Genomic DNA, 13,288 nt, shown 5'->3' on the forward strand with positions numbered 1-13,288 from the left:
GCATTCCTGAAGGAAAGCCCGCCATCCTGTGCTACGGGGTACATCCTTTAGCTATTCTTATGAAACACACTCACTGGAACCCGACAGATGATGACGACTCTCGAAATGCCATCTGCACTTTCCAGTTCGCAGCGCCGCTGCCAGGTTCTGTTGATGCTGTATGTGCCGGGCTTTCGCGCCACCCTGCAAAGCATCAGTGAAATCAACGGTGTCGATGATGCCCTCTGCCGGCAGGATATCGACGAGATGCGCATGGAGATCCAGCGCTATCACCAGCTCGACATTGCGACACAGGATGATGGCTGCTACCTGCTGGAAGGTAGCTACCTGAACCAACGCTTATGCCTGCTGCACTGGTTGCGCCGGGCCTTACGCCTCTGCCCCCACTTCGTCGCGCAGCAGTTTACCCCATCTCTGAAAATCGCGCTAAAGCAGCTCGGCATCGCCCGCACTTTATATGACGATACCAACCTGAGGGCGCTGATCAATTTTTGCTCCTGCCGCCTGCAGCGTCAGTTTGAATGCCGTGACACGCAGTTTTTGCAGCTCTATCTGCAGTACTGCCTGCTCCAGCACCAGCTGGGCCTGAGTCCGGAATTTTCTGTCGTTCAGCGTAACTGGACCCAGTCGCGTAATGAATATCTGATGGCGCAGGAGATTGTGCGCCACTGGCAGCGCCGCGTGGCGCAGGTGCCTCATGCCGATGAGCAGCCGTTTCTGGCGCTGCTGTTTATGATGCTCCGCACGCCGGATCCCCTTCGCGATGCGCACCAGGAAGACGACCGTCTGCGCCGCACCATCACCCGCATGATCGCCCGCTTTCATGGGCAAACCGGGATGCAGTTCAGCGACGAGCAGGGACTGACCGATCAGCTCTATATCCATATTGCTCAGGCCCTGGACCGCTCGCTGTTTGGCATTGGCATCGACAACAGCCTGCCCGAGGAGATCCACCGCCTCTATCCCCGCCTGATGCGTACCACCCGGGAGGTGCTGTTCGAGCTGGAAGCGGAGTTTGGCCTGCGCTTCTCCGAGGAGGAGTCGAGCCTGGTGGCGGTGATCTTTGGTGCCTGGCTGATGCAGGAGAGCGATCTGCATGAAAAGCAGGTGGTGTTACTGACCGGGGAGGATAAAGCCTGCGAGGCGCTGATTGAGCAGCAGCTGCGGGAGCTGACCCTGCTGCCGCTGAATATTCGCTATGTGACGCTACAGGCCTTTCAGAAGGAGGGGGCCCCGCGCGAGGCCGCCCTGGTGGTCACGCCCTATACCACCGCCCTGCCGCTGTTCTCGCCGCCGCTCATCCACGCCGTCGAGGCGTTGAATGCGCAGCAGCAGGAACACATTCGCGCCATGCTGGAATCTTAGCGCGCTGCCACCCGCGGACGTAGCAGAACCGCAGGCAGCGCCACCAGCGCCATCACCCAGAACACCCCGTGACCGAGATGCTGGTACAGGAAACCGGCGAAGACGGTCATGATCGCAATACTGCCGCCCATCGCCACCGCCGAGTAGACCGCCTGCAGGCGGATCACATCCCCGCCTTCACGCGCCGAGATATAGCGCATCGCTGCCAAATGGCACACGGTGAAGGTACCGCAGTGCAGGATCTGCGCGACAATCAGCCACGGCAGCTCGGTAGTCCAGCCCATGATCCCCCAGCGGGCGATACCGCAGATGGCCGAGAGCAGGAGCAGATCCCGGGCGGTAAAGCGGCGGAACAGTCGGTTGCTGAGGGCAAAGATGATGACTTCTGCCACCACGCCCAACGACCAGAGATAGCCGACGGCCGAAGCGGAATACCCGGCGCTCTGCCAGTAGAGGGCGCTGAAGCCATAGTAGGCGGCATGCGCCCCCTGCAGCAGGCAGACGCAGGCGAGAAAACGCCAGCTCTGGGCCACCAGCGAGCGCCATGCCGGCCAGCCGGCGCTCTCCTGCTGGCGGCTCTCGCCCTGCGGCATCACCGAGGGGCGCAGCAGCATCCCGAGCAGCATCGACATAATCCCGACGCTCAGCAGCGCCAGAATGGCGCGATAGTCGTACAGGCTCACCAGCTTGCCCACCAGCGCCGAGCCAATCACAAAGGCAATTGAGCCCCACAGACGCACCCGGCCATAATCCATGGTGATCTGCTTCTGCCAGGTGTTGGCCAGCGCATCGGTCAGCGGCACCAGCGGCGAGAAGAAGAGGTTAAAGCCCACCATCACCACCACCAGCCAGGCAAACTGCTGGCTGACCCAGAAGCCAGCCATAAATACCAGGGTGAGCAGGGCCAGCACGCGCACGGCTTTAATTAACAGGGAGGGATCGCTGACGCGCGGCGCAATCAGCAGACTACCGAGAAAACGTGCCACCAGGCCCGAGCCGAGCAGAACGCCAATCATCTCCGGGGTGAGGCCGATTCCCTTGAGCCAGACGCTCCAGAAAGGCAAAAAAATACCGTAGCTAAAAAAGTAGGTGAAGTAGCTGAGCGCCAGCCAGCGTGTGGAATGCAAAACCATGAATCCCTCCCGTTTTGGAGGCGATAGTCTGGCGGTAAAAACAGGCTGGCGCAAGCGGGTATTAACCGCTGATTAACAACTACCGGCGGCACTTTCAACGGCAATTTCAATCGCAAATTGGGTGCTGTTCCCCGGGCGTAAAACCACCAGCCCAGGCTGCCCGGGCATGTTATGGGCGTTGACCGGATGACTCTGCGGCTCGAGGCATAAGAATGATTTACCCGACATTCTGAACAGCATCAGCCACGGAGTTTGCGCGGTAATTGTGATACTCATCACATCACGTTGAATGGTCGCCACGCCGTTCCAGCCGGAATAGCCGACATTCAGCCAGCTATCGCTCCCCTGCTGCCCCGTGCTGAAATCGATATCCGGCGGGATCGCGCTCTGCCACGCCTGGGGTAAATGGTGCTCCCCTTCCGGCCAGAAGCCGCTGGCGGAAAATTGCAGGCGGCTATGGGCATCAAAGTAAAACCACGGGTGAAAGCCCAGGCCGTACAGCATCGGCTGCGGCCCGAGATGGGTGAGCATCAGCTCCGTCCGCAGTACATGCTCGCGCAATTCATAGCGCAGCACCGCCTGATAATCAAAGCCGCAGTCATGCTGGCGGCGCAGCGTCAGAACGCATTCGGTAGCGGTGAGCGACGCTACCTCCCAGCGTGCCTGCCAGCCGTCCCCGTGCAAAAAGAAGCGCTCGTCCACCGGGCTTTGCGGCAGCTGAATATTTCGCCCCTGAAATGCAAAGCCATTGCCTGCCACCCGGTTGGCCAGCGGCACCATCGGAAACAGCGCGCTGTCGCCCTCATCCCACAGCACGGGTTGCCCATGGGTGAGGGAGAAGAGTTCCTGCAACCCGCCGCCCTGCGGGTTGACGCGCATCCGCAGATGCGCGTTTTCTATCAACAGCAGGTCCATCAGTGTACGCGCCCGGCATCCGCCGTCGCGGCCACTTTGCTGTGCTGTTTCTCCAGCTGCTCTTCCAGCGCTTCCAGGGTCACGCCTTTGGTTTCCGGGACTTTACGCAGGATGTAGAGATACCCTGCGGCGCAGATTACCCCGTAGAGCAGGAAACTGCCCGCAGCCCCCAGCCCGGCATTGAGCAGCGGGAAGGTGTAGGTCAGCAGGAAACAGGCGATCCACAGAGCCAGCGTCCCCATCGACATCGCCAGACCGCGCACGCGGTTGGGGAAGATCTCCGACAGCAGCACCCAGGTCACCGGGGCCAGGGTCAGGGCATAGATGGCAATCGCTGCCAGCACCAGCAGCAGAACCGGCCAGCCCATGATGTTCATCGCGTAGGCGCTGGCAATCAGCACGTAGATGAGGGTTAAGCCCGATGCGCCCAACAGCATCAGCTTGCGGCGGCCAATTTTGTCCACCAGCGGCAGCGCCGCCAGGGTAAAGACCAGGTTAATGATGCCGGTCGCCACGATCGACTTCAGGGTGTCGTTGATATCAAACCCGGCCGAGGCGAAGATCTCCTGGGCATAGTTGAAGATGACGTTGATCCCGCACCACTGCTGGAACATCGCCAGCACCATGCCGATGATCACGATCGGTTTGACCTGCGGCTGCAGCAGGGTAGAGAACGCCACTTTCTGGGTGTCTTTTTCCAGGGTGTGGGCGATCTCTTTTAAGGTCTGGCTGGCGTATTCCGGGGTGCCAATACGCTCCAGCATGGCGCGGGCGCGTTCCGGCTTGCCGGCCTTCATCAGCCAGCGCGGGGACTCCGGGACAAAGAACATCAGCACCAGGAACGCCAGGGCCGGCACCAGCTCGGCACCAAACATCCAGCGCCAGCCGGTCTGGCCGTTCCAGGTGTGGACAATGGCCTCCTGCGTCGCGCCGGGGGCGACCGGCTCGGCAATCAGCAGGTTAATCAGCTGCGCCGCCAGTACACCCACCACGATGGTCAGCTGGTTAATGGCCACGAAGCGACCGCGCTTATCCGCCGGGCTGACCTCGGCGATATAGAGCGGGCTGAGGGCGGAGGCCAGGCCAATCCCGACCCCGCCGACGATGCGATAGACCACGAACATGTCAAAGCTGCTCGCCACCGCCGTGCCCCACGCCGAGGCGCTGAACAGCACCGCCGAGAGGATCAGCGGCCACTTACGGCCAAATTTGTCGGCGCACCATCCAGATATTAAAGCCCCGAAGATACAGCCCACCAGGGCGGAACTCATCGCCCAGCCGGACTGCGCCGGGTCGGTAATCGAGAACCAGGCTTCATAGAAGGGTTTGGCCCCGCCAATCACCACCCAGTCGTAGCCAAACAGTAATCCACCGCAGGCGGCGACCAGACAGATTGTCCAGACGTAGCCCATTTTCAGTTGTGTCTGCGCACTGTTATTCATGTTGATTCCTCTTTAAGGGAAACGCAGGGTACAGAGGGTTAACGGGTGGGTCTCCCCACCCGCCGGGTCAGTTAATGGAAAATGTGGGTGGCCTGCGCATGCTGGATCAGATGCGCTTTATCATGGGCCGGGTTCAGTGCCAGCAGGGCTCCGAGCTGGCGTTTACAGGCGGCCATCTCACCCAGCCCCGCATGGCCCAGCGCCTCAATAAACAGGCAGTGCTGCTGATGCTGCTGACCGGCTGGCGTATCCAGGACCACCAGATCCGGCAGTGAGACCGCAAAGAAGTCCGCTTCCGGGACATCGTCGCGATGGGCCTGCACCCAGGCCAGGAACCCCTGGAAGTGGCGCTCCGCCGCCGCGCTGTCGCCCAGCTGCCGCAGGGCCATCCCCTGCCAGAACAGGTAATCCGCCGGCTGATCGTTGTAGTAGCGCCCGGCATCGAGGGTCGAGCCCCCCTGTGCCGCCCGGGCAAAGCAGCGCTGCGCCTCGGCCTGCGCATCGCTGCGGGCGTGACAGTAACCCAGCAGATACCAGATATCGTTATCGGTCTGCCCCGGCAGACGCCCCTCCCCCAGATTGTGCGGATAGCGCAGCGCCGCCTGCAGCAGGGCCATCGACTCGCGGAACTCGCCCCGGGCAATGTGCTGCAACGCGCGGTGCTGCTGGTTGATCAGATACTGCCCGGTCACTTTGCCTTCGCCGCCTTCCCACGGATGGAACTGACGCGCCTCGAGTACCTGCGCCGCCGCGTCGTAGCGCCCGGAACTGTTCCACAGACTCAACAGCTCCGCGGTCAGGTCATCGCGTTTCAGGGCCACGTCCTCCCGCTCGGTGAGCATGGCGAGGCGTTTCGCCACCGGCTGGCCGGTAAGCTTATGCAGATAATCCAGCTCAAACAGGAAGCGCGGGTTGTCGGGCTCCAGCGCCACGGCGCGTTGCAGATGCTGACCGGCCAGCGCCAGGTTGTGCTGTTTGTTCCAGGCATGGATCCCCAGCAGGCGGTGCGCGGGGGCAAAGTTCGGCTCCTGCGCCAGGGTAGTTTGCCAGCACAGCACCGCATCGTCATAACGCCGTTTGCTGTACCAGAAGCAGCCCAGCAGATAGCGGGCGAATGGGTCATCCTGCAGGGTTTGCAGCATCTGCACTTCATCCAGCGCGTTCGGGAAACGCACCCGGTTAGGCTCACTGTGGCGCGCGGCGGCAATGTAGCGGGCGCGGGTGGCGGGATCGTCGCTTAACGCGGCCTGCCAGAGCTGGGGCAAGGTCTCCTGGCTGTCGAGCAGATCCAGCATCTCACGGGCGGCGTCGCGCATGCCCATTGAGGTTAACCAGCCCGCCAGCACGCAGGCATTGGCCCCGCGACGGCCGGTGACCTGTAGCAGCTGGTCACGCGCAGCCTCGTCCCGACCGATGGCCCAGCGCGCGTAATGCAGGGCGTAGCTGAGAGGATGGCTTTGCAGGCAACTCGCAATGTACGCCTGCGCGGCATCTTCGCCCTCAAGCTGAGCCAGGGCCAGCGCTTTAAGCCCCATCGCCAGATTGTTGCTGGCATTGATGCCGAGGCTGATATCGACCTTTTCCAGCGCGTCAGCCGGGTTCCCGCGCTTCATTGCCAGCCGCGCCAGCGACCAGAACGCGGCATCGCGGCAGTTCCCGCTCCACGAGGCTTTGTAGTAGTGATCCCAGGCGGCATCATCGTCCCCCTGACGCTCCAGCGCCGTCGCCAGCAGCTGGCTGGCTTCGCCATCGCGCGGGTTCTTATTCAGCTTGTGTGCGCGCACCAGCGCGGCTTCGGCACAGCGCTGCGCCTGCGCCCAGTCGGCGCGGTTCAGCGCCAGGGTACCCAGCGCCACGTTGTTGCGATAGTCGTAGGCATCCAGCTCCAGCGCACGGCGGTAGTAATCTTCCGCGTAGCGGCTGGCGTGGTTGTACTGCTCCAGATGCTGACCGATGAAATAGAGTTCATCGCTGTTGCTGATGGCTTCCGGCATGGCGGGTGCGGTGGCCGGGTCCGGCAGCGGGGTCTCTTCGGCGATATGCTCCTGATAATGCAGCAGGGTGCGGCCCGAATTGTCTTTTACCTTCAGGGTTAAGCGCTGCGGCCATTCGTCCGCCAGAGCCTGCTGCCAGCTTTCCCCCGGCATCAGGGTCAGCTGCGTCTCCCACACCGGCTTATCGTCTGCGGTCAGCTCGAGGCGCACGGCATTAAGCGGGGCGATGGCGTAGAGGCCGAGGCGAAGCTGCTGCTCACGACGTTCCAGCTTAAGCGCCAGCTGCGTGTTGGCGTTGTGCACCTGCCCCAGCTCGCTGTAGGGCAGGAAGTTCTGCACGAAGATCTTCTCTTCATAAGGGGCAAGCCAGGTGAAATCAGGCTGGTTGTCGGTGAAAACCCCTGTCATCAGCTCGATATAGGGACCGTTGTCATCGGTCAGATTGCGATCCCAGGCGCGGCCAAAATCGTCATGCCCCCAGGACCACTGCTTTTTACCCGGGGAAACGTGATGATCGGCCACGTGCAGCAGCCCGCCCCGCTCGCCGTGATGGTAGGCGCCGACAAAGTCGTAGGCCGATTTTTCCGCCATGTAGGAGGTCGGGACCGGCACGTTTTTGTAGCGCGAGATGTCCACGCCCGCGGAGTAATCGACCTTATAGTAGGTGCCGGTGGCGATTGGGAAGGCTGAGACCGCACGCTTGCCGTGGTCAAACACCGCCGTGACGTCCGGCGGGAAGACGCTCTGATGATCGTCTCCGCCCTTCACCGCCGGGTTGGCCCACCACAGGAAGTGGCGCGGCGTGGCGTTGCCGTTGAAGACTTTGCCGGTGATTTCAATCAACGCCCGGTCCGGGTAGAGGGTAAAGCCGGTCATCACCTGCAGGCCACGCATCGGCTCGGCCTCGCCCAGCCAGACGGTCTGCGCCCCGCTGTCCTGAGCCTGGAGGGTCACGTCGACTGGCATAAAGGTGGTCGGACGATGGTGCTGCGGCCAGTTAAATTCGATCCCGCCGGAAATCCACGGCCCCAGCAGGCCCACCAGCGCTGGTTTCACCACTTCGTTGTAGTAGACGAAATCACGCTCCTGCACTTTGTCATATGCGCGATGAATACGTCCGCCCAGCTCCGGCAGCAGCATGATGCGGATGAAGTCGTTTTCCATCCATACCGCCTGGTAATCGCACATTTCGCGGATCCCGGTCAGGGTATCGGTCACGCCGTAGGGGTAGACCGCACCGGAGGATCCCTGATATACGCGTTTCTCGAGGAACATCGGGTTAGTATCTTCTGCGCCGGTGGTCCACGTCGGTAATGCGACGGTCTCCCGCCAGACCTTCACTGCTCCAGACATATTCACTCTCCAGTAAACAAATAACAGTAAAAAGCGATAAGATGGCAGTGTAGAGAGGAATTCAGCGCACTGATTGCGTAATGCTCACGCAATACTATTAACGGAGTTTAGTGAAATGCAGATAGCCGGTCTCAACAACCAGCGGGTGCGGCAGCATAACCGACGCACCATCATGGCGCTGATCTGGCGCTACAAGCGCCTGAGCAAATCGCAGCTGGCCCAGCACACCGGGCTGTCGATCCCCGCCGTCAGTAAAATTCTGGACGAGCTGGTGGCCGATAAAAAGCTGGGGCATTCCAGTGAAAACCTCAGTACCCGGGGGATGAACAGCGGTCATTATCAGATCCCCGATGAGGGCCCACTGATACTCTGCATGAATGTCAGCCCCACCAGCATAGAGAGCCAGCTGATCGACGGGCGCATGTCGCCGCTGGGTGAGTTTACCTGGACCGACGTCAACGCCCGCACGCCGGAGGCGCTGTTGCAGGCCATCGAAAGCCTGTGGCAGCAGCAGCGTAAACGCTGGCCGGGGCAGCGGATCAATCTGGCCCTCGGGATCCACGGCCAGGTGGATACCGCCACCGGGGTGTCGCAGATCATGCCCCAGGCACCCTGGAAAAAACCGGTCGAGATTAAGTATCTGCTGGAAGAGAAGCTGGGCATCACGGTAATGGTGGATAACGACTGCGTGATGCTGGCGCTGGCGGAAAAATGGCAAAACCCGGCCAACCGGGACGATTTCTGCGTGATTAACGTCGATTACGGCATTGGCTCCTCGTTCGTCATTAACGGGCAGGTCTACCGCGGGACGTTGAACGGCAGCGGGCAGATTGGCCACACTATTTTCGATCGCGACGGGGTAGCCTGCGCCTGTGGGCGCTACGGTTGCCTGGAGACGGTCGCCTCCCTGTCGGCCCTCAAAAAACAGGCCCGGCTGTGGCTGAAATCCCAGCCCGGCTCCCTGAGTCTCGACCCGGATAGCCTCACCAGCCTGCAGCTGCTGGACGCCTGGCGTCAGGGTGACGCCAATATTCAGCGCTGGGCAGACGAGGCCGCCAACGCCATCGGCCTGACGCTCTACAATCTGCTTAACATCCTTAATATCAACCAAATCTGGTTCTACGGCCGCAGCTGCGCCTTTGGCGAGCGCTGGCTGCAGACCATTAATCGCCAGATTGGTTTTACTCCCTTCGATCAGGGGGATGCCGTGCGTAACCGGCAAACGGAAATCGCCTTTGGCGGCTTAACCCGGCAGCAGCAGATTATCGGTATTGGTTATCTGTTTGTGGAGGATGCGCTGGAGGCGGGCTGACGGGGAGATGCCGCTAGTGCGTAAATTGACATCATTCTAATGCCTGAATTATGAAGAAAAGCTGAATGGCGGGTCGGCATTTTGTGTATTAGCTTTAAATTAAATCCCACCCACAACGAGCCTGTCATGAACACATTACGGTATTTCGATTTTGGTCAGTCCCGGGCGCTGATCCTGCTGATCGCCCGTCTCGCCCTCGTCGCCCTGTTTATTATCTTCGGCGTGCCAAAAATGTTCGGTTTCGACGGCACGGTGCAATATATGGCGAAGCTGGGCGCTCCGATGCCGATGCTGGCGGCCATTGTGGCGGTGATCATGGAAGTGCCCGCCGCGTTCCTGATCGTGCTCGGCTTTTTTACCCGTCCGCTGGCGGTGCTGTTCGTCTTCTATACCCTGGGAACGGCGGTGATTGGTCACCACTACTGGGATATGAGTGGCGACGCGGTGATGCCCAATATGATTAACTTCTTCAAGAACATCAGTATTGCTGGTGGTTTTCTGCTGCTGGCGGTCACCGGACCGGGGGCGATCTCCATCGACCGACGTTAGCCATAAAAAAAGGCCGCATGCGCGGCCTTTTTGTTCTGCAAGGCAGAATTATGCGTAAACCGGGAAGCGCGCGCAGATATCCAGTACTTTGGCTTTCACGCGTTCGATAACGGCTTCGTCATTGATGTTGTCCAGCACGTCACACATCCAGCCCGCCAGCTCTTTCACTTCCGCTTCTTTAAAGCCGCGGCGAGTGACAGCCGGAGAACCGATACGGATACCGGAGGTCACGAACGGGCTCTTCGGATCGTTTGGTACGCTGTTTTTGTTCACGGTGATGTTGGCGCGGCCCAGGGCAGCGTCAGCTTCTTTACCGGTCAGGTTTTTATCCACCAGATCCAGCAGGAACAGGTGGTTTTCAGTGCCGCCGGAAACCACTTTGTAGCCACGGTTCAGGAACACTTCCACCATCGCTTTGGCGTTTTTGGCAACCTGCTGCTGGTAAACTTTGAACTCAGGCTCCATTGCTTCTTTCAGCGCTACCGCTTTTGCCGCGATAACGTGCATCAGCGGGCCGCCCTGCGCGCTTGGGAACACGGCAGAGTTCAGTTTTTTATACAGATCTTCGTCGCCACCCTTCGCCAGGATCAGGCCACCACGTGGACCTGCCAGGGTTTTGTGGGTGGTGGTGGTCACCACATGTGCGTGTGGCACCGGGTTCGGGTAGACGCCTGCGGCGATCAGACCGGCAACGTGCGCCATGTCGACGAACAGGTATGCGCCGATGCTGTCGGCGATTTCACGCATTTTTGCCCAGTCAACCACGCCGGAGTAAGCAGAGAAGCCACCGATGATCATCTTCGGTTTGTGCTCTTTGGCCTGCTTCGCCATGTCTTCGTAGTCAATTTTACCGGTCTCATCAATGCCGTAAGGGATGATGTTGTACAGTTTGCCGGAGAAGTTAACCGGGGAGCCGTGAGTCAGGTGACCGCCCTGCGCCAGGTTCATACCCAGCACGGTGTCGCCCGGCTGCAGCAGCGCGGTGTAAACGGCGAAGTTAGCCTGAGAGCCGGAGTGCGGCTGCACGTTAGCGTAGTCTGCGCCAAACAGCTCTTTGGCACGGTCGATCGCCAGCTGCTCAACGATATCAACGTATTCGCAACCGCCGTAGTAGCGCTTGCCCGGGTAACCTTCAGCGTATTTGTTGGTCAGCTGAGAGCCCTGCGCCTGCATTACGCGCGGGCTGGTGTAGTTTTCGGAGGCGATCAGTTCGATGTGCTCTTCCTGACGTACTTTTTCCTGCTCCATAGCCTGCCACAGTTCGGCATCATAATCGGCAATGTTCATTTCACGCTTTAACATCCGCATCTCCTGACTCAGCTAACAAGTAAATTTTTGCCTGAAAAAGGCGGTCCAGTTGGACGACGGGCAACAGTATAACTGATTAGCAGAGTGATAACAGGTCTTGACAAACGATTTTACGCAAACGTTTACCTACCCGCCACGCAAGGGTTTGAGGAATAACGCACTCGACCTGCAAAGCGGATTTCTTTTCAGGTTTGTGATGCAGATAATTCAAGTTGCAAAGAACCATTTACAAAGCAGGGTTATTTTTTATAAGATGCATATAAAATACATCATTAAAGTAACATTTGAAGGAAGCTGCTATGTTAGACGCACAAACCATCGCGACCGTTAAAGCCACTATTCCCCTGCTGGTCGAAACCGGCCCGAAACTCACCGCCCATTTTTACGATCGCATGTTCGCGCACAACCCGGAGCTCAAAGAAATTTTCAACATGAGCAACCAGCGTAACGGCGATCAGCGTGAAGCGTTATTCAACGCCATTGCCGCGTATGCCAGCAACATCGAGAACCTGGCGGCGCTGCTGCCTGCGGTGGAAAAAATCGCCCAGAAACACACCAGCTTCCAGATCAAACCCGAGCAGTACAACATCGTTGGCGGCCATCTGCTGGCCACCCTGGATGAGATGTTCAGCCCGGGTCAGGAAGTGCTGGACGCGTGGGGCAAAGCCTACGGCGTGCTGGCCAATGTGTTTATCAACCGTGAAGCGCAAATCTACAGCGAAAACGCCAGCAAGAACGGCGGCTGGGAAGGCACCCGCGCCTTCCGTATCGTGGAAAAAACCCCGCGCAGCGCGCTGATTACCAGCTTTGAATTTGAGCCGGTCGACGGCCAGCCGGTTGCCGATTACCAGCCGGGTCAGTACCTGGGCGTGTGGCTGAAACCGGAAGGCTTCCCGCATCAGGAGATCCGCCAGTACTCCCTGACCCGCAAGCCAAACGGCAAAGGCTATCGCATTGCGGTGAAACGCGAGGAAGGCGGTCAGGTCTCTACCTGGCTGCATAACAGCGCCCGCGTCGGTGATGTGGTGCATCTGGCCGCACCGGCGGGCGATTTCTTTATGGCGGTGGAGGCCAATACCCCGGTGACGCTGATCTCCGCCGGTGTCGGCCAGACCCCAATGCTGGCGATGCTGGATACCCTGGCAAAATCACAGCATAAAGCCCAGGTGAACTGGTTCCACGCCGCAGAGAATGGCGAAGTGCATGCTTTTTCTGATGAAGTGAAAACCCTCGCAGCCGGCCTGCCGCACTTTACCGCCCATACCTGGTACCGCCTGCCGTCGGATGACGACCGTGCGGCAGCCCGCTTCGACAGCGAAGGGCTGATGGCATTAAGCCAGCATAAAGCGCAGTTCCATGCGCCGGAGATGCAGTTCTACGTCTGTGGCCCGGTAGCCTTTATGCAGTATGCCGCGGCGCAGCTCCTTGAGCTGGGCGTGAATAAAGACAACATTCACTACGAATGCTTCGGCCCGCATAAGGTGCTGTAATGCAAAAAGCCCCTCGTTCGAGGGGCTTTTTTTTCGCCGGGTGGCGGCTGCGCCTTACCCGGCCTACAAAACCGTTAGCAATGTTAAATCGCCTCGTCGTCTTCTTCGCCGGTACGGATACGGATCACGCGCGACACGTCAAAGACGAAGATTTTACCGTCACCGATTTTACCGGTCTGCGCGGTGCGGATAATGGTATCCACGCAGGTCTCCACGATGTCGTCCGACACCACGATTTCAATTTTTACCTTCGGCAGGAAATCGACCATGTATTCCGCGCCACGGTACAGTTCAGTGTGGCCCTTCTGACGACCAAAGCCTTTCACCTCTGTCACCGTCATGCCGGTGATGCCGACTTCCGCCAGCGCTTCACGTACATCATCCAGTTTGAAAGGTTTAATAATCGCATCAATCTTTTTCATGGTGG

Annotated in this window: 10 protein-coding genes; 4 read left to right on the forward strand and 6 right to left on the reverse strand. The window is 59.5% G+C overall.

Annotation, left to right across the window (positions count from 1 at the left end; all coding sequences use genetic code 11):
* The first annotated feature begins 87 nt into the window (after window positions 1-87).
* Window positions 88-1,365: a stationary phase inducible protein CsiE gene (gene csiE / locus V7Q49_RS21345; RefSeq protein WP_333854967.1), complete on the forward strand. Its 1,278-nt coding sequence runs from the start codon at window positions 88-90 to the stop codon at window positions 1,363-1,365.
* On the opposite strand, the gene V7Q49_RS21350 is transcribed toward csiE, so the two are convergent.
* The 4 genes from V7Q49_RS21350 to V7Q49_RS21365 form a co-directional block, all read right to left on the reverse strand.
* Window positions 1,362-2,498: a 3-phenylpropionate MFS transporter gene (locus V7Q49_RS21350; protein WP_333854969.1), complete on the reverse strand. Its 1,137-nt coding sequence runs from the start codon at window positions 2,496-2,498 to the stop codon at window positions 1,362-1,364. The genes csiE and V7Q49_RS21350 overlap by 4 nt on opposite strands.
* A gap of 72 nt (window positions 2,499-2,570) precedes the next feature.
* Window positions 2,571-3,416: an aldose 1-epimerase gene (locus tag V7Q49_RS21355; protein ID WP_333855044.1), complete on the reverse strand. Its 846-nt coding sequence runs from the start codon at window positions 3,414-3,416 to the stop codon at window positions 2,571-2,573.
* Window positions 3,413-4,855 carry a sugar porter family MFS transporter gene (locus tag V7Q49_RS21360; RefSeq protein ID WP_333854971.1) on the reverse strand — a complete coding sequence of 481 codons (1,443 nt, stop codon included), beginning with the start codon at window positions 4,853-4,855 and terminating at the stop codon, window positions 3,413-3,415. The genes V7Q49_RS21355 and V7Q49_RS21360 overlap by 4 nt, the downstream gene beginning before the upstream one ends.
* Before the next feature lie 71 nt (window positions 4,856-4,926).
* On the reverse strand, window positions 4,927-8,202 hold the full coding sequence (locus V7Q49_RS21365; RefSeq protein WP_333854973.1) for a DUF5107 domain-containing protein: 3,276 nt from the start codon (window positions 8,200-8,202) through the stop codon (window positions 4,927-4,929).
* 115 nt (window positions 8,203-8,317) lie between these two features.
* On the opposite strand from V7Q49_RS21365, the gene V7Q49_RS21370 reads away from it, so the two are divergent.
* Both V7Q49_RS21370 and V7Q49_RS21375 read left to right on the forward strand, forming a co-directional pair.
* A complete protein-coding gene (locus V7Q49_RS21370) occupies window positions 8,318-9,514 on the forward strand; it encodes an ROK family transcriptional regulator (RefSeq protein WP_333854975.1) in 1,197 nt (398 codons plus the stop codon).
* Between the two features lie 126 nt (window positions 9,515-9,640).
* Window positions 9,641-10,063 carry a DoxX family protein gene (locus V7Q49_RS21375; RefSeq protein WP_333854977.1) on the forward strand — a complete coding sequence of 141 codons (423 nt, stop codon included), beginning with the start codon at window positions 9,641-9,643 and terminating at the stop codon, window positions 10,061-10,063.
* A gap of 48 nt (window positions 10,064-10,111) precedes the next feature.
* On the opposite strand, the gene glyA is transcribed toward V7Q49_RS21375, so the two are convergent.
* The gene (gene glyA, locus V7Q49_RS21380) at window positions 10,112-11,365 is read right to left on the reverse strand and encodes a serine hydroxymethyltransferase (protein WP_333854979.1); all 1,254 of its coding nucleotides are present in this window, start codon (window positions 11,363-11,365) and stop codon (window positions 10,112-10,114) included.
* A 305-nt stretch (window positions 11,366-11,670) separates the two neighbouring features.
* Here glyA and hmpA point away from each other — a divergent pair, with 305 nt between their 5' ends.
* Window positions 11,671-12,861, forward strand: a complete 1,191-nt coding sequence (hmpA, locus tag V7Q49_RS21385) for an NO-inducible flavohemoprotein (RefSeq protein ID WP_333854981.1) — start codon at window positions 11,671-11,673, stop codon at window positions 12,859-12,861.
* 83 nt (window positions 12,862-12,944) lie between these two features.
* On the opposite strand, the gene glnB is transcribed toward hmpA, so the two are convergent.
* Window positions 12,945-13,283, reverse strand: coding sequence for a nitrogen regulatory protein P-II (gene glnB, locus V7Q49_RS21390; protein WP_106994577.1), 339 nt, complete (start codon window positions 13,281-13,283; stop codon window positions 12,945-12,947).
* Between the last annotated feature and the right edge of the window lie 5 nt (window positions 13,284-13,288).

Source organism: Leclercia sp., assembly GCF_036780805.1.
GTDB lineage: Bacteria > Pseudomonadota > Gammaproteobacteria > Enterobacterales > Enterobacteriaceae > Enterobacter.

Excerpts from the sequence above, each read along its gene's own strand:
- hmpA (WP_333854981.1), top strand. The coding sequence starts at position 11,671 with ATGTTAGACGCACAAACCATCGCGACCGTTAAAGCCACTATTCCCCTG.
- V7Q49_RS21370 (WP_333854975.1), top strand. The coding sequence starts at position 8,318 with ATGCAGATAGCCGGTCTCAACAACCAGCGGGTGCGGCAGCATAACCGA.
- V7Q49_RS21360 (WP_333854971.1), bottom strand. The coding sequence starts at position 4,855 with ATGAATAACAGTGCGCAGACACAACTGAAAATGGGCTACGTCTGGACA.
- glnB (WP_106994577.1), bottom strand. The coding sequence starts at position 13,283 with ATGAAAAAGATTGATGCGATTATTAAACCTTTCAAACTGGATGATGTA.
- csiE (WP_333854967.1), top strand. The coding sequence starts at position 88 with ATGATGACGACTCTCGAAATGCCATCTGCACTTTCCAGTTCGCAGCGC.
- V7Q49_RS21365 (WP_333854973.1), bottom strand. The coding sequence starts at position 8,202 with ATGTCTGGAGCAGTGAAGGTCTGGCGGGAGACCGTCGCATTACCGACG.
- V7Q49_RS21375 (WP_333854977.1), top strand. The coding sequence starts at position 9,641 with ATGAACACATTACGGTATTTCGATTTTGGTCAGTCCCGGGCGCTGATC.
- V7Q49_RS21350 (WP_333854969.1), bottom strand. The coding sequence starts at position 2,498 with ATGGTTTTGCATTCCACACGCTGGCTGGCGCTCAGCTACTTCACCTAC.
- glyA (WP_333854979.1), bottom strand. The coding sequence starts at position 11,365 with ATGTTAAAGCGTGAAATGAACATTGCCGATTATGATGCCGAACTGTGG.